Origin of the sequence: Zhongshania guokunii, from assembly GCF_040892635.1 — a bacterium.
Taxonomy (GTDB): Bacteria; Pseudomonadota; Gammaproteobacteria; order Pseudomonadales; family Spongiibacteraceae; genus Spongiibacter; species Spongiibacter guokunii.
Window position 1 is genome coordinate 1 of the sequence record NZ_JBFRYA010000021.1, and the last position, 17,330, is coordinate 17,330.

The window sequence follows — 17,330 nt, forward strand, 5'->3', positions numbered from 1 at the left end:
CATCAACTGGATTACTAAGCGGATCAAGGGCTTCATCAACACTGTCAATCGCGGGCGTTAAGCTGCGGCCCAGCGGTGCGCTGATCGGCTCGATCGGTGATTTATTCTTGGGCTTCTTACCCTGGGCATTGCCCACCGGCTTGTCATTACCGTTATTGCCAAAAGTGCCGTTGTCATTGGGTTTGTTGCGGTTTTTGTCACCACCCAGTAAATCATTAACCACGCCATTGCCGTCTGCGCGATTGTCATCTTTATTCGTTAACGCGTCTTCAACACTGCCGCCAGTCAGGTCGGCCAGAGTGCCATCAACTGGATCTGTTACCGGTTCAATAGCCGCAAGTACCGGTTCAGTGCCCGGCGCTACCGCATCAAGCACGGGTGCCAATATTTGGTCATCAATAATGTCTGTGAGTGGATCCAAACCTTCGTCTGCGGAACTGACAGACCTATCAGCAACTCTGCCCCAGCGCCGCGTGGCAGTAGGAATTACTGAGTGTTCACCCGCATTATCGCCACCGTCACGGCGTTTACCGTGACCAAACAGATCATTAAAAAAACCATTGCCGTCGGTATCGTTATAATCATCGTCGGCAAGCGCGTCTTCAATACTCCCGCCGCTTATATCGAAAACAACACCATCGACAGGATGAGTACCAGGTGCAATAGCTTCAAGCACCGGCCCCGATACCGGTGTCAAAGAGAGTAATACTGGGGCAAACAGCAACTGGTCTATTGGATCTGTTATTGGGTCTAATGAGGTATCCACAGTATCGATCAGCGAGCTTAAGCTACGGCCTAGCGGCGCACTGACCGGCTCGGTAGGTGATTTGTTTTTTGGCGGTTTACCCTGCGCATTACCCACCGGTTTGTCATTACCGTTATTGCCGAAGGTGCCGTTGTTATTGGGCTTATTGCGGTTTTTGTCACCACCCAGTAAATCGTTAACCACGCCATTGCCGTCTGCGCGATTGTCATCTTTATTCGTTAACGCGTCTTCAATACTGCCACCAGTAAGATCAGCGAGTGTACCGTCTAGGGGATCTGTAGCGGGTTCAATTGCCAATAGGAGCGGTTCGGTGAGCGGCGCTACTGCGACGAGAATAGGCTCTAAAATCTGATCATCGACTACGTTCGTAAGCGGATCAAGCCCCTCATCCACCGCGCTGACTATACTATTCAGGGCTTTCCCTAGGGGCCTGGTGATAATAGGCACTAACGAGGCTTCACCTGATTCACGGTGGGCTCTATGATCATTTCCTAACAGGTCGTTAATAACACCATTGCCATCCTTTGGTTTGTAATCGTTATTGGTGGGCGCATCCTCTAAACTCCCACTGGTAAGATCAGACACAACACCGTCAAAAGGTGCGCTAACAGGGTCTATCACCCCCAGCAATGGATCACTCAATGGCGCAATAATTGTGATGATGGAGCTAGTTAGCAGGTCATCAACTGGGTTAGTAAGAGGATCCAATCCTTGATCGACAGCATCGATTAACGGCGCTAAGCTACGACCCAAGGGCGCACTAATTGGCTCAATGGGCGACTTGTGTTTGGCCTTTTTTTGCGCATTACCTACCGGCTTGTCGTTGCCATTATTCCCTGTCAGCGGCGCATCCAAGGCAAGTATATCGCTTAGCTGCTGCTCTGAAAGCGGTGCCATTTTGATGGCATCTTCTGGAAACACATTATCCAAGCTATTTAGCGTTGGGCTGAGATCGCTACCCGTAACGCCTTTAACCGTGCCAGACAGCCCCGTATTTTGTCCCAAGCTTTGTAACGGGCCACCAAGCGCATTGCTCAACAAGCCCATAACACTGAGCGTAAACATTGAGGTTTTGACTATAAAACGGGGCTTTTGGAACTTCTTTGTCATTAATCAACTCTGTATAAAAAAACGCCAAATGACGTATTACGTCGACTGAGGCCGCATGCCTAGATCAAGCTCCCCATGCACCCCATAAACAACAAGTGGATTAATGCTAACGATAACAGCTTTTACAATGACTTCACGTCGGAGAAACCGCTAGGATTAAGTGGTATACACGTATGGCATTGATTTTTCTTATTATATAGCGTCACCGTTGTAACTCGAAAATATAAATACGAGGCCTACGTCACGTTGATTCATTTTCGCTTAAATAAGAGTTCCCAACATAGTTAGTGGCACCTATAACCCGCTATCAACACCACTAAACAAACATCTATCAAACGCTCACCAATGCCTCGCGAATTTTGTGAGCTGCAGCAGCTAAATCCTCTCCTTCTGCCATTTTTGCGTTGGCAAAATTCGCGTCTTCCATAGTATTGATTGGTACTAGGTGCAAATGGGTATGGGGAACCTCCAAACCAACAATCATCATACTTACCCGCTCACAGACAAAGGCCTGCTTTAGCGCCTTGGCAAGGGTTTGCGCCACCCCCATCAGGTGGGCAGCCAGTGCTGCAGACAGATCGTCCCAGTGATCTATTTCATCTCGGGGGATAACAAGTATATGACCAGGTTTGATCGGCGCAATCGTCATAATTGCCACCGCATAATCATCTTCCCAGACGAAATGACCCGGTAGTTCACGCTTGATAATCTTGGTAAATATGGTAGACATAGTTAAACCTCACCCACTATTGATATAATTTTCAGAAAAATATCGCGTAAACGCTGCTCAATTTCTTTTCTTCCGGCAAGGTCGTATTGCTCAGCTAGAACCCCCCAGCTACGCCCCAAAATAACGCGAGCTACCGCTAACTCAGCGTCAGCAACCGAGCGTAAATCATAGCGTAGGCACAAGCATGACATGCTTGCTGCTGCCTGTTCAAACTTCAATTCTCCCGAGCAGTAGCGCTGCACTGCACGCATCACTGCAGCCGGTGGCGCCGATATCGCCGCCCTGCTCGCCGCGAGCAAAGTTAGTAACAGCTCGGGGCTCATATCGCTATACACACTATTTAAGCTTAACGGCAGATCACGGTGGAGTTGAGCACATAAATCTGCGACGCCCAGTGTGAATTCGGCCTGCAAGCCCTTAATCACAATCAGCGAATGCAAGCCACTGGCGGTATCCCGACGACTACCTAAGCACACCGGCGAAAATTGTTCGCTCAACCAAAAATCAATAACACTAGGGTCAGCAGCGAAACTCGACGACAAATATGCCGCTCCGCGACTGCGGCCTAGCGTTTCGGCGGCCGCCAACAGCGCCTTACCAAGCCCATTACGACGCTTATCCGCTACCACCGCGATACGAGTTATGCGCAAGCTCGGAGCAACGACATAGCGCGGTTCTGCATTTAAATGGGCTAAGCGTTGACCTACTAAATGGCCGCGCGGCCGGCGCTGACCCGCTATAATTTCGGCGGCCAGCTCGCGACTAAAGCCGCCTTCAGGTAGCAACTGACAGACCCCAACTACTCGGCTACCGCTCATCGCAACAATCAGTTCGGCGTTGCCATCAAGTAAATACTGTAAGTCTTGGGGGGTGGTTTGATAATGGGCTTGCACCAGCAAACCAAAAATCTGTCTCAGCAAGCCCTCATCACCGAAATCCTTGCGATCAAGCACGTGAATACGCGGCGGCAACACAGCACCATCGTCGTCGAGTGGCTCGGCATTTAGAAGAAATAACCTATTTAAAGCGTGTTCCAGAGGGTCTTCTGCTGCCCACCGAATTGGCTCAAGCATCACCTGACGCCGCCACTGGGGCCGCTCACGATCTAATACAGCCTTAAAGCGAATATCGAAACCGCGGCCACTGCCTTCATAACCGTGAACTGTGGTAGAAAATACTAGACGCGGATAACGTCGTAATAATTGCTGCAAGCTCGCCACGGGCAGCGCGGCAGCCTCATCAACTAACAATAGATCCCACTGCTCTCGACTTTTCAGCGCTGCGTCGACGGGCAAAAACTGCAAGATGCAATCGTCCACCACACACTGCGTAGCTGTTACTTGCGCATTGGCCGCCGTTCTCGCTAAATGTTCAAACGCTCCTGCCACCGCGTCGGCGCTTGGCGCAGTTATCAATACCCGTCGACAGTCCCGCGCGCCAAACAATTGGGCCACCGCCAAACCCAAACCACTGGTTTTACCTCGCCCTCGGTCAGATCGAATGAGCAGCGGCCGCTTCGTCCGGCCACAAACTACCTGCTGGATCGCAGCAAGCACGCTACTCTGATCTGGCGTGGGCAGGCACTGCTGCCAAGCCTCACCATCGGCCGGCATATCTCCATTCAGCACGCCGCCCTGCGTCCAGCAGAATACGCCTGGCAAGCTGGACAGCAAGTCCAATATCCGCAGTATAAAAACCGACTCTGTCACTGCGCCATACAGCGCGCTAGCACTAAATTTTTGAGGCCAAGCATCTAACGCTGGGCATAACATCGCCAACACGCCGCCCGCGCTCAAGCTGCCCGCCGCCGCCAGCCAAGCATTGATATCTTGATGCTCATGAGCGTTTATAATCAGCGATGAAAATTCACAACCTAAAATATTTTTTGTTTGCTGAGGTTCAACTCCGTACAGCGACTCATTGGCAAGTAACAGACAATTATCTAAGGCACCGGGGAGATTCGCCAACTGGGCCACACACCATTCCTCAGTACCAGAAATAAACAGCAAATAGCGGTGGCCGCGATATAGGCCTTGAGCGCGTAATTGCGCGTAAAATTCCGGTATGACCAAACTGGGCGCAGTAACCGAGGGTGAGCTCATAGTGCATTAACTCACGAAGATTTATTACTAGGATACACTGGCGCAATTGGCATACGCAGGTGCAAAATCAAGCGGTAATCTTGACGATAAAACTCCGCTACATCGTGGCTTAAATACTGTTTAGCGCGGTCGATAAGGTCTTGCTTTACTTCTGACTCAGTAATAAATCTAACTAGGATTCCCGCCTCGATAAAACCCTCAAGCCGGTAAAGCTGCGCTGGGGGTATGTCCAAGCCGTCCCGCTGATCGCTAAAAAACTGGGTTAATTTACAGGACAGTTCCTCGAGGTAATCAGTGCGCGTAGTCATTGCAGAGGGGACTGACGCTCTCGCTGGACCAAAACCCAGGGAGCCACGACTACGGCCCAAACCTCGACTTGATCTGCCAGCCACTGCTGCGCATGATTTTCGTCAGCTCTTTGCAACAGACCTTTCGCCAGTAAATCGGCAATATATTGACTATTATCTTCAGCGACCGCCACCGCGGAAGCGACTAAATCAAGCTCAGGCGCAACTACCAGTACCGCACCCTGTGCATAAAAGCGCTGCAAGGCCTGCCAATCAATTTTGGCGGTTTCGCGATTAAGTTTAATCATTAATTCAGAGCGCAAATCTGTCATTTCTTTACTATCCATTTCAGACCACATACCGGCCAACGCAATACCCTTTCGATCGCTGCTCGGTAGATGCTAATTTAAGCGTGGCCACTCAAGTACCCACGGCGCCTCGCAGTCTAACAAAGCCGCTGCGAGGCCTCCATCGCCATTTACAAATAGCTCACCACGCAGCGGAAGTGACACGTATTCACGTACTTCTCCGCGAAAGGTAAATCGCAGCGCTGTAGCATGTAGGTACATTCGATCACTGTCTTGCGTAGACGGGCCGTAGCGACGATCACCCAAGATGGCGACCCCCAGGCTTTTCATCACTACCCGCAATTGATGGGTTTTTCCAGTATGGGGCTTTAGCAGATAGGCACGGCGCCCCATGCCTAGGCTATAACTAAAAAATTGAGTGACCGAAGGATTGCTCCGCGTACGGCTCAAAAGATAGCTGCCACTGCGGCTTTTTTTAATATCGCCAATCACTGTACCCTGCTTTTTACTGGGCTTACCATCGGCGATGGCGAGGTAGAATTTCTCGATTTCACGATTAGCAAACAGCGCGCCCAACTCCGCTGCCGCCGCCGGATTTTTGGCTAAAAGTAACAAGCCTGACGTGGCATCATCTAAGCGATGCACCAAATGCATGGCTGCGCCCGCAAAATCGCTATTAAGGACATCCACCAAGCTTTGCGCAGATTCATTGCGGTGGAGATTTACGCCAGGACCTTTATCAATAACGATATAGTCTTCAGCGTCTTCAATAAGTGTATAGGCTTGTGTTACCACCGCATCCATATTAATCAGCGTGACGCTTATCTGTTCCAACGTGGCTATTGGTCAATATACCGCGCAAAATATCTACTTCGCGCATTTTTTCGTCATCGCCATTTGAAAACTCCAGCTGCAGTGCTAGAGCTTCAAACTCCTCGGTATCGCCACTATGCGCGTAAACATCAAGCAGCTGCATTTTCAGCTCTACATCGTCGCTCACACTTATTTCCGTTTCCAGAATATGCTTAGCACTCGTGTAGTCACCCAGTTCCATGGCCGCCGCTGCGCGATGACTTGCATCATTACTGGCCATAACGGCCAAATCTGGGGCGTCACTGCCTCCAGAAAGCCACTCGTCGTCAATATCTGATAGGTCAAATTCGCCAAATTCAGGCTCTACAGACGGTGTCTTCGGCTCCTCATCAATAGCCGAAAAAATCGTATCATCCAATTCAATTTCATCGATATCGATTTGATCTGCTTCGTTATCTAACTCTGCACCCGCTTCGGCCTCGGCAAATAAATCATCGGTTTGCAACTCAGCAATCTCTTCATCTTCTTCGGTTTCGTCAAAGGCAGGATTGTTTATCGCTGAAAGAAGCTCTTCATCCAAGCTCAGCGGCGGCATCTCAAACTTAGATTCCTCATGCACTGCGTTAGCGGTATCAAAGGCGTCAAGTTCGTCATTCACGCGATTCTCTGGCGCCCCAATTTGAGCGTCTCCATTTGGCTTGCGAACCACACTTGCCTGAGAGTCCAGTGAAGTAAACACATCATTAAATGTATCTTTTCGCGCGGCAACGGCAGCGTTCACATCGCTTAAATCAACGGGCTCAATTCTAGGAGCAGTTGTACGACGACGCAGCCACAGCAATACGGCCAAGCCAACTGCCACCAAAGGCAATAGCCACTGCCACATAGCATTGGCACCCAATGTTACTGCAGTATTATTCATCACGTTTACATTGTTACTGCCAGGAGCAGTGCCAGGAGCAGTGCCAGTATCTGGTGCAGTAGCCTGCTCAGAGGCAAAATCAGCAGTTAGGGCTAAATCAGCCTCGCTAGCGCTAGGATCAATTGCGTTATCACCGCCAACTGCCTCGATACCCGTGGGGCTCGCCACTAACTCAGACTGCACTAAAGCAGGCACGGCGCCCGCCACTTCTGCACTGCGCATTTGTTGGTACTGACTATTTAAACTGTCTAGCTGAGCCTGCAGCGCGACGAGCCTTTGGCTCATCTGCGCAATATTTTCGGAAACTCGCGCAACCTCCCCCTCTACCTCACCAAGATTTTGCTGCAAAAACTGTTTTTCACTAAGCACACCGTCGCCTTCGCCAGCACTACTAGCGGTGTTGCCACCGCCTTCTTCCTCACGACGACTAACAATAGCCGGATCAAGACCCAGCCCGCCATTTGGTCGACCTAGGCTACCGGTAGCGACTGCCTTAATATTTTTAGCCGGTTTGGCTGGTGACGAAGTAACAGGCTCGGTGTCTAGCGGCTCAGGCAAACTTTCAAACAAGTCGAGGGTAACTCGCTCTTTCAGTAAATTGCGATTGCCGCGAATAAACGCCTTTGGGTTGTTCGCGTATAAGCGATCCATCCACAGGGCTACCGACCCACTTTTGGCCCTGGCAAGCCGCAGCGCAATACTCCACAAGCTATCGCCACGCACAGTGGTATAAAAAGCCGAATCACTGACAATAGACTCCGCAACAACAGGGGCCTGGCGCGGGGCATTAGGAAGCTTGCTCACGATCGCCGTCGATGCAGTACGATCGATATTTTGAAGCACCGTCACCCCTGCAGTACTTTTGGCCACGGCATCAACTGGCGGATCAAATAAAAGGGTGTACGCTCGACTTAAACTGCCATTCGGCCAACGGACATTAAGCATGAAATGTAGGAACGGTTCGCGCAGTGGCCGGTCACTTCTCAAATAGATAGTGCCATTGCCAGTCAAGTCTACTTCACCCACTGCCGAAATAGAGCGCGTGTCCACTGAACCAATCTCTATTCCGCTATCACCGTCCTTAACCGCGACTAGGCTAACCAGCAATTGTTCGCTACCTAAGCCTTCAGCCTTAAAAATTGGAATTCGAGCGAATAGGGGCTCACCTAGTTCAGAGTCAAGTGTTGCCGGGCCCAAGCCTAAAGCCGCCGCTTTCTGCCCAACCATAATTGCTAAACACAGCGGTAACATCGCCGGTACTTTAAATTTAGCCATACTCAACATCTCATTTTGTCCCCCGCCCCCCAAAATAGGGCAGGTATTACGTAGAATACCTGATTGTTCTTTATATTTAGCAACTATCTCTAACACTTGCCATTAAACGCTTGTAAAAACCTGAAAACAATCACAATTAGCCCACAAAATCGCTTATTCACATTCTAGCAGGCACTGCCCATTAGTTTTGTGGACAACTTTGGCCAAATGCAGCCAAAATAAAAGTTTTCCCCAATTTAGGTGAATAAGCTTGTGGATAACATTGTACATACCCACCATAAGGTAGCGTTCATGGGTGCTGGGCGATTCCGCATAAAATTTAACCAAACTGTCACAGTCATTTATTTCCCTTGACTAAGCGGTACCGGCTCATGACGAAATAGAATAATAATAATCACCAAAACCAGCGCCGCAGCGAACCAATATGGGTAAGCGGGGGAAAACTGGTAGAGCACACCACCCAAAAGCGGGCCGAGCATAAACCCCAGCCCGGCAGTTGAGCCCAGCAAGCCGGCCAAGCCCCCCTGCTCCCCTGACTCGACTGCCATTGTTGCGCTCGCGGTGAGAGAAGAACCGGTCACCGCCATTCCAAACCCGATCAAGGCCATGGCGAGCAATAAAAAAGGCAACGTGTTTGAGCTGGCAAGAACAACATAGCCCACCCCCATAAAGGGCAAACCAAAACGCAGCAAAGTCATTGGCGGGCCAACATAGCGCTGCACCACGCCGAGCTGGGCCACTAACATTGCAATGGACGAGACCACCATGGCCATTGAAAAAGTTTGCGCCGATCGCACCCCGTCAAGCTGCAGAAGATCCTGAAAATAAAATCCTAGGGTTTGCTGGACCATACCAACCAAGCAGAACACAGTGAAGCTCAATTTAATATAAAGCTTATAACGCGGGTCAAAATAAGAGAGTTTGACCGCTTTAACGCCAGTGCGAGGCATTCGCGGTAGGGCTGGCAAATAACGCCACACCATCATCGCCACCACAAAAGTAATTGCAGCCTGAATAAAAAATGGGGCTAAGTAGCTGATATGGACGAACCAAGCTAAGGCTGGGCCAATCATTACGCCTATCTGATTAAATGCCTGCATTTTACCCATGCCACGGGTTCGCTCATTTACCGAGGTCACGTCGACCATATAGGCTGAAGAAGCTGGGTGAGTTGCCGACATAAGCGCTGCGTGAAATGCCCTACTCAATATTAAAAACAGATAGAGCACGCCCCCCGCCAAGGCTCCCGTCAGCCCCAAATAGGCCACGCCGTTAAACACCAAGGTGCCAATGGTGTAGCCACACAGCCCCAGAATTATTAGGGGTTTTCGACCCCAGAGATCGCTGAGGCGCCCCCATCGCGGGGCAGCAACAAAAAAGGTGAAGGCCGTTAAAGTTGAGAGTGAGGTTATCGCCACTTCGCGGGGCTCAAATGTGAAGCCACTAAACGGTAAACTAAAAACCAGTTGATCCAAACCCAACTCGCGACCGAGCATCGGCAAAACAGCAAAGACCACGGTTTGGCCCATACCGACACTCATCATGGCGAGGTATAGGGTAATCATGACAGTCCATGTGGGAGCTGACGACGCCTTTAGCAAACTACCCTGTTCATCTCCACTCACTGTAAAAACATTCCTATCATCCGGTGATTCTGGCAGAGTATAAATGCTTTGCTGTATTCGCTTTATAGTCTATTTGCAGTGCCGCCATAATACACTGAAAACCTGCTTTTAAAGGAAAAGTCCAACTCATGGCCCTAAATTCGCAACGCCCTGCACTTAGCCAACGCTGGCTCAATAGCTTAGAAACGGCCGGCAATCGCCTTCCCCACCCCGTGTTACTTTTCATTTATTTTTGTGTAGCAATTATTCTTAGCTCTGCCCTTGCCAACAGTTTAGGCTTAAGTGCAACACACCCCATCAGTAACGACACCATTACCGCCAAATCATTACTAAGCAGTGACGGCCTACGCTGGATGATAAGCAATGCCGTCGCCAACTTTATTCACTTCGCCCCAGTCGGCTCAGTCATTGTTGCGATACTTGGCATTGCGGTGGCCGAAGAGTCAGGCTTATTGGCCTGTGTGCTTCACCGTCTTGCCAGTAAAGCGCCTCCGAAATTTCTCAGCGCTTTTGTAGTGTTTGCGGGGGTGATGTCCAGTATCGGTTTCGACTCAGGCTATGTAGTCTTAATCCCACTTGCCGCATTGATCTTTCGAGCCGCCGGTCGCTCGCCACTGGCAGGCATCGCCGCTGCATTTGCAGGGGTATCTGGCGGTTACAGCGCCAATTTACTGCTGGGGCCGGTTGACGCGATCCTTGCCGGCATCACGACTGAAGCGATTGGTTTAGTCGCCCCGGAACACCAAGTCCTGACCAGCGCCAATTACTACTTCACCCTCGCCTCAACGGTGTTTATTACCCTTGGCGGCGCGTGGATTAATGAAGTTTTTGTCGAACCTAGGCTCGCCAAACCCAGCACCAGCAATGAGAAAAGCGCAACAATACCAAAGGATATTCAGCGGCAAGCTATCGCCCTGCGCCGAGTTGGGGGGTTTAGCCTCGCTTTTATCGCCATTTTGTTTGCACTGGTGCTACCGGCCGATGGCCTATTGCGCAACCCCGATCCCAACGGCCTCGCCGCACTACCTTTGTTAAATGGCATTGTCGTGTTCATTGCCGTGTACGCGGTGATCGCGGGTATTATTTTTGGCTACGGCACGGGAAAATTTAAATCCCAACATGATTGGGTTGGCGGCATGGAAAGCGGGCTTGCTAGTTTATCCGGCTATTTGGTGCTGATGTTTTTTGCCGCGCAGTTTGTTAATTATTTTAACTGGACAGGATTAGGAGCGATCACAGCGATTAACGGCGCCCAATGGCTGGCTGGTCTAGCGCTGTCCAAAACCAGTTTACTGGTCAGCTTCGTATTGGTGAGTGCGGGGATTAATTTATTAATAGGCAGTGCTTCGGCCAAATGGGCTTTAATGGCGCCCATATTTGTACCAATGCTGTATTTACTAGGCGTAGATCCGGAATCAAGCCAAATGGCTTATCGTATTGGCGACTCAAGCACCAATATCATTACTCCACTAATGCCCTATTTCGGTGTTGTTGTCGCATTTGTGCAACGCCATGATAAATCGGCCGGGATGGGAACCTTGATGGCCCTGATGCTACCCTATTCGCTATGTTTCTTAATCGGCTGGTCTTTATTATTGGGATTGTGGCTGGCAGCCGGACTGCCACTAGGTCCGGCTTGATTCCTAACGAATAATTATGACTGCTGGTCTTGCACAGTGGCGGCCATTTCTTCGATATTAACGTGGCGAACGTTGGCGCCTTTAACAAGGTAAATTACGTGCTCAGCAATATTGCGCGCATGATCGCCTACCCGCTCCAAGGAGCGCAATGCCCACATAACCTGCAGCACAGAGGAAATCGTGCGCGGATCTTCGATCATATAGGTTACTAAGCTGCGCATAGCGGTGCCGTACTCAAGATCAACAGCCTTGTCTTCTTCCGCAACTTCTAAGGCTAGATCTATATCAAAGCGAGCAAAGGCATCAAGTGAACCGCGCACCATACCGGCAACATGGTCGCCTATGTGGCGGATTTCGAGCACACTGCGCGGCAAGCCACCAAGCTCAGTTAACTTAATGGCACTATCGGCAACTTTACTGGCCTCATCGCCCATACGCTCTAAATCGCTTAGAATTTTGCTAATCGACAAAACCAAACGCAAATCGCTCGCGGCTGGCTGACGCCGAGCGAGAATAATGGTGCAATCCTCGTCAATTGAAACTTCCAGCGCATTAACTAACTTATCGCCGCGTTTCACCTCTTCAGCTAAACCGGTATCGAGGCTCATAAAGGCATTGGTTGCATCAGCAACCTGCTTCTCAACCAAGCCACCCATTTCTAGCATCCGGGTTTTTATATCATCTAGCTCAGTATTAAACTGCTGTGATATGTGATGCGTATGCGAATTTTTTTCTTTCATCATGATTCTCCCAATAACACCTCAGCAAACATCGAACAGCCATTTTCCAAGCCAGATCAACCGTAGCGCCCAGTTATATAATCTTCAGTTTGTTTATTACTCGGGTTAGTAAAAAGAATGTCAGTATTATCGAACTCAATTAACTTACCGATGTACATAAATGCAGTATAGTCAGAAACGCGAGCCGCTTGCTGCATATTATGCGTGACGATTACGATCGTATATTTATCTTTAAGTTCGTAAATCAACTCTTCAATTTTAAGCGTTGAAATTGGATCCAGCGCCGAGGCAGGTTCATCGAGCAACAAAACTTCAGGCTCAACCGCAATCGTCCGTGCAATAACCAAGCGCTGCTGCTGCCCGCCAGACATACCAAGGGCGTTGTCGTGCAAACGGTCTTTGACCTCATCCCATAGCGCCGCGCCACGCAGTGAACGCTCTACAACCTCATCTAAAACCCGCTTTTTGTTAATGCCCTGGATACGCAAACCATAGGCAACATTTTCGTAAATAGATTTCGGGAAAGGGTTTGGTTTTTGAAACACCATACCGACACGGCGGCGCAAAGTTGCCACATCCACACGCTTGTCATAAATATTAGAACCATCAAGCGAAATTCCGCCGTCCACACGACAGGTATCGACTAAATCATTCATGCGGTTAAAACAGCGCAACAGTGTTGATTTACCACAGCCACTTGGTCCGATAAAAGCCGTAACTTTTTTCCGTGGAATCACCATATTCACATCAAACAGAGCCTGCTTCTCACCGTAATAGAGATCGAGGTTATCTACCGTCAGGGTAATATCTTCGTCGTGAATAGACTGCTCCACACGCGTGCGGCCCAGTGATTCCATATTGATGGCATGTGATTTAACTGCCGCTTTTTCTGTCGTCATAAAATTCGCCGCCTTTTCATTCACTTTATTCACGCGATTACATTTCCAGTGATTTGTATTTTTCACGCAAACGGTTGCGCAAAGCCACAGCACTTAAATTCAGCAGGGCAATAATCACTACGAGCAAGAGCGCAGTAGCATAAACCAGAGGCCGTGCCGCCTCTACGTTCGGACTTTGGAAACCCACATCGTAAATATGGAAGCCCAAATGCATAAATTTCTGGTCTAGATGGAAATAAGGAAAGTTACCGTCAACCGGTAACGAGGGAGCCAACTTAACCACCCCCACCAACATCAATGGCGCCACCTCACCCGCCGCTCGCGCGACGGCCAAAATTAAACCAGTCATCATCGCTGGGCTCGCCATTGGCAATACTACTCGCCACAGAGTTTCTGCCTTAGTGGCCCCAAGAGCGAGACTGCCCTCGCGCAAGTTACGCGGAATACGGGCTAAACCCTCTTCAGTTGCGACAATCACTACCGGCAGCGTTAACAGAGCTAAAGTTACCGACGCCCAAAGCAAACCAGGTGTACCAAACGTTGGCGCTGGTAACGCTTCGGCAAACATCGCTTTATCCATCTCGGCACCCAAGAAGTAGATAAAGAAGCCCAAACCAAATACACCGTAAACAATCGAAGGCACCCCAGCGAGGTTATTCACCGCGATTCTTACGATACGGGTCATTAAACCCTGCTTGGCATATTCGCGTAGGTAAACCGCCGCGATCACACCGAAGGGAGTAACCAAAACCGACATAATCAACACCATAATAACGGTACCGAAAATAGCAGGAAATATTCCGCCCTCTGTATTAGCCTCGCGGGGTTCTTCGGTTAGAAACTCGCCAAACTTCTGGAAGTAAAACACGATTTTCTGCCCAATATGCATGGCATTGGGCTGGTAGGCTTTTACCACGGTAGCCATGCGCTGCTCGCGCAACTGGCCACTGCTCGTCAAAATAGTGTAGCTATCTCGATTCCACTGGGTATACAGCTCGGCCAGTTGCGCTTGCAGGGCTTTATACTGGATGTCGAGTTCAGCCCGAGACAGAGCAATTTCCGTTTCCCTCTCCTGACGGCTTGCGGCACTTAAATCGTCATCAAGGCTTAAACCCCGCTCCTTTAAACGCAGCTTTTCCAATTTATAATTTATGCTGCCAATGTCTTTCTTTTCAATTTTGGCAATTCGATCGTGAATCTCACTGGCGCGCTCTACCCGAGCTTGAAAATCCAACAGCGCAGCAGGCCCGTCAGCCTCAGTGTTTGCGACAACCTTGCCCTGCTCCTTAACCTCTTGCAGAAAACCGTAAAAATTACCCCACTCGCGACGCTCAATAACCAATACATCGCGGGGATATTGAACGTCTTCGAGGTAGTCGCTAATCACCCATTTGAAATCGGCGCCGCCAACGTCGCGGTTGCCAACTTTAACCAATTCACGCTTTACAAAAGGCTCGCTAGCGTCAATTTTAAAGCCCGCACTCAACAATTGCTCAATGGGTACACTCTCAACCTCAACCCGTTCGGCAAGAATCGGAACAGCCGTCTCGCTAGGCAGATTATACTCAGCCTGGACAACTGAGGCCGGCCAAAAATGACCAAAGCCTCTCACCGCCAACAGTAGTAGCAAACCAATAACTGCCATGGTACTTACGGTAACCGCAGCGGCGTTTAACCAAATCATTGGCTCGCCGCGCTTACACCACTCAATCAGGCCCTGCTTGTTATCATCGTGCAAAGACATCTTTAAATTCCTGTTTCTCAGCCTACTGCGATGGCAATATCAAAGGTTACCGTAGCGCATACGCAAACGCTGACGCACTGTTTCGGCAATCGTGTTAACAAAGAAAGTGAACATAAACAACACGAAAGCCGCCAGGAACAGAATCCTGTAATGCGAGCTCGCCACCTCTGTTTCACCAATTTCAACCGCAATATTGGCCGCCAAGGTGCGCATACCTTCAAATATATTGGCATCCATAATGGGGGTATTGCCCGTCGCCATAAGCACGATCATGGTTTCACCCACAGCCCGTCCCATACCGATCATCAGCGCCGAAAAAATACCAGGGCTGGCAGTTGGCATCACTACTCCGATCAAACTCTGCCAAGGCGTTGCGCCCAGTGCCAAAGAGCCATAACTGAGGTGTTTCGGCACCGAAAATATCGCATCTTCAGCAATCGAAAATATTGTTGGGATGACAGCAAAACCCATCGCAATGCCGACCACCAGTGCGTTGCGCTGATCGAAGGACACGCCTAAATCATTGGTGAGCCACGCGCGCATATCGCCACCAAAAAAGGCTCGCTCCATTGGCGCACCAAGCGTCACACAGGCAACCACAATCCCAAGCACCACTGGCACGAGCAATACTGGATGCCAGCCTTCTGGCACATAACGCCGCACGCTAATTGGGAGCTGAGCCCAGCACCACGCGAACAGCAGAATACCCACCGGCATAATTAAAAACAGAGAAAAAACCGCAGGCATATTTTTTTCAATAAAAGGGGCTAGCCACAAACCGGCCAGAAAGCCAAGTATGACCGTAGGCAAAGCCTCCATTAATTCAATGAGTGGCTTAACCTTTCTACGCAGCGCGGGCGCCATAAAATACGCCGTGTAAATAGCGCCGCAGATAGCCAGCGGAGCCGCAATTACCATCGCGTAAAATGCTGCTTTTAAAGTACCAAAAGCCAGCGGTGCAAAACTGTACTTCGCTTCGAAATCATTAGTTGATGCCGACGACTGCCACACATAATCTGGCTCGGGATAACTTTCATACCAAACTTTACTCCACAGCGCCGACCACGACAGCTCAGGGTGCTCGTTGTGAAGCTCGTAGCTGTGCAGCATGCCTTGTTGATTTTCTAGTAATACAGTATCTGCACGCGGCGAAATCGCCATCGACGCAACAGTGCCAACATCAAGATCGCGTTTCAATAAGCGGCGGTGCGAGGTGGTGTAAAACACATCCAAACGTCCGTCTTTCGTTACATTCAGAAAGCCCTTGCGGCGGTGTTCCGTAACTAATGCGGCGCTGCCACCATTGGGCACCGCAAATTGCCGAACTGGCTGCAAGCGATAACCAGACTCGCGCGAGGCGTCGCGAACCACAAACCACTGCCCCACTTCACCGTGATCGCTGGCAGTCAGCAAGGAGATGCCGCCCAGCAGGAATCGCGCCTCGCTAAGCTTGCCGCTGTCAAATAAATAGCCGCGGTCTGCTACGTTAACCCGACGCAAATCGATAAGACGGTAACCACCGTCATTACTTAGTACATACAGCCATTGCTGCCCAGGACCGATCAACACACGGTCAGCAGCAATATCCAAAACGGGCAAGTCCACCGGTTCTTCAATCAGGGTGACTTCTTCACTGAGAAAATCTTCTTCTTTAACCCAGCGGCGACCGATTAATTTGCCATTGCTTATTGCCACCAAAAGCAATTCATCATCGCTGTCGCTAATGGCTATTTGATCTATTGCCCCCTCTTCACTCAGCAGTAAAGTCTCTTTCTCATAGGGGTAACGCAAAATTGGAGTAATAAGACGCTTATCACCGGGATAGCTGGTGCGGTAATCGTGCTTAGCGATCAGTACTCGGCCATCATTTAGGCCAAGCGCAAAAATGCGACTAACTTCGGAGTCGAGTGAAAAGCTGCTAATTGCCGCATTGTTTAAGGGCAGCTCTTCACTCAATAGTAATTTGCCGTCGCTCACTTGGAAAAAATCAGCCCGCCCAGAACGGTCAAGACGAAAACCTACTTCGGCTTGCTCCTCCATCGCTAAGTAGAGGCTGGAAGTCTCGCTGGTTGCCGCATACTGATTGGTTTCTTTAAGGGAAGCCGACTCAAACAGCGGCATAATTTCATACAGCAGGTAGAAAAATATCAGCAGAATGGCAAACAGGACCCCAATTCCACCGGTAGTGATGGTGGCTGTTGCAAGACCATCTTTAACTTGCCGCCATTTGCGGTAGGCGGAAGCGGTAGCTCGTACCTCAGACTGACTCATTTTACTCGCTCTCTAAAAACCAGCACACACAGTATGACAGTTTTGTTACAGTATTATGACACTCGGCATTACCGCAAAAAAAATGCCGCAAATCAGCT

General features: G+C 49.9%; 13 protein-coding genes. 1 reads left to right on the forward strand and 12 read right to left on the reverse strand.

The features are described from left to right. From AB4876_RS17400 to AB4876_RS17435, 8 genes are all read right to left on the reverse strand, one after another. Positions 1 to 1,876 (reverse strand): hypothetical protein (locus tag AB4876_RS17400; protein ID WP_368383009.1); only part of this gene is annotated, 1,876 nt, incomplete at its 3' end. 331 nt (positions 1,877 to 2,207) lie between these two features. Beyond that, positions 2,208 to 2,606: an HIT family protein gene (locus tag AB4876_RS17405; protein WP_368383010.1), complete on the reverse strand. Its 399-nt coding sequence runs from the start codon at positions 2,604 to 2,606 to the stop codon at positions 2,208 to 2,210. 2 nt (positions 2,607 to 2,608) lie between these two features. Further along, positions 2,609 to 4,708 carry a tRNA(Met) cytidine acetyltransferase TmcA gene (locus AB4876_RS17410; protein ID WP_368383011.1) on the reverse strand — a complete coding sequence of 700 codons (2,100 nt, stop codon included), beginning with the start codon at positions 4,706 to 4,708 and terminating at the stop codon, positions 2,609 to 2,611. A gap of 11 nt (positions 4,709 to 4,719) precedes the next feature. After that, on the reverse strand, positions 4,720 to 5,016 hold the full coding sequence (locus AB4876_RS17415; RefSeq protein ID WP_368383012.1) for a hypothetical protein: 297 nt from the start codon (positions 5,014 to 5,016) through the stop codon (positions 4,720 to 4,722). Then, positions 5,013 to 5,342, reverse strand: a complete 330-nt coding sequence (locus AB4876_RS17420; RefSeq protein WP_368383013.1) for a DUF2288 domain-containing protein — start codon at positions 5,340 to 5,342, stop codon at positions 5,013 to 5,015. The genes AB4876_RS17415 and AB4876_RS17420 overlap by 4 nt, the downstream gene beginning before the upstream one ends. A gap of 54 nt (positions 5,343 to 5,396) precedes the next feature. Beyond that, positions 5,397 to 6,137 (reverse strand): TIGR01621 family pseudouridine synthase, encoded by a 741-nt coding sequence (locus AB4876_RS17425; RefSeq protein ID WP_368383014.1) that lies wholly within the window; start codon positions 6,135 to 6,137, stop codon positions 5,397 to 5,399. Further along, positions 6,109 to 8,313 carry a type IV pilus assembly protein FimV gene (locus AB4876_RS17430; protein WP_368383015.1) on the reverse strand — a complete coding sequence of 735 codons (2,205 nt, stop codon included), beginning with the start codon at positions 8,311 to 8,313 and terminating at the stop codon, positions 6,109 to 6,111. Before AB4876_RS17430 ends, AB4876_RS17425 begins: the two co-directional genes overlap by 29 nt. A gap of 341 nt (positions 8,314 to 8,654) precedes the next feature. Then, positions 8,655 to 9,938, reverse strand: coding sequence for an MFS transporter (locus AB4876_RS17435; protein WP_368383016.1), 1,284 nt, complete (start codon positions 9,936 to 9,938; stop codon positions 8,655 to 8,657). 128 nt (positions 9,939 to 10,066) lie between these two features. Here AB4876_RS17435 and AB4876_RS17440 point away from each other — a divergent pair, with 128 nt between their 5' ends. Next, the gene (locus AB4876_RS17440; protein WP_368383017.1) at positions 10,067 to 11,578 is read left to right on the forward strand and encodes an AbgT family transporter; all 1,512 of its coding nucleotides are present in this window, start codon (positions 10,067 to 10,069) and stop codon (positions 11,576 to 11,578) included. 14 nt (positions 11,579 to 11,592) lie between these two features. On the opposite strand, the gene phoU is transcribed toward AB4876_RS17440, so the two are convergent. From phoU to AB4876_RS17460, 4 genes are all read right to left on the reverse strand, one after another. Further along, the gene (gene phoU / locus AB4876_RS17445; protein WP_368383059.1) at positions 11,593 to 12,318 is read right to left on the reverse strand and encodes a phosphate signaling complex protein PhoU; all 726 of its coding nucleotides are present in this window, start codon (positions 12,316 to 12,318) and stop codon (positions 11,593 to 11,595) included. A 56-nt stretch (positions 12,319 to 12,374) separates the two neighbouring features. Next, entirely contained in the window at positions 12,375 to 13,175 is an 801-nt protein-coding gene (gene pstB, locus AB4876_RS17450) for a phosphate ABC transporter ATP-binding protein PstB (RefSeq protein ID WP_368383060.1), read from the reverse strand. Between the two features lie 79 nt (positions 13,176 to 13,254). Further along, positions 13,255 to 14,961: a phosphate ABC transporter permease PstA gene (gene pstA, locus AB4876_RS17455; RefSeq protein ID WP_368383018.1), complete on the reverse strand. Its 1,707-nt coding sequence runs from the start codon at positions 14,959 to 14,961 to the stop codon at positions 13,255 to 13,257. 39 nt (positions 14,962 to 15,000) lie between these two features. Further along, a complete protein-coding gene (locus AB4876_RS17460; RefSeq protein ID WP_368383019.1) occupies positions 15,001 to 17,232 on the reverse strand; it encodes an ABC transporter permease subunit in 2,232 nt (743 codons plus the stop codon). Between the last annotated feature and the right edge of the window lie 98 nt (positions 17,233 to 17,330).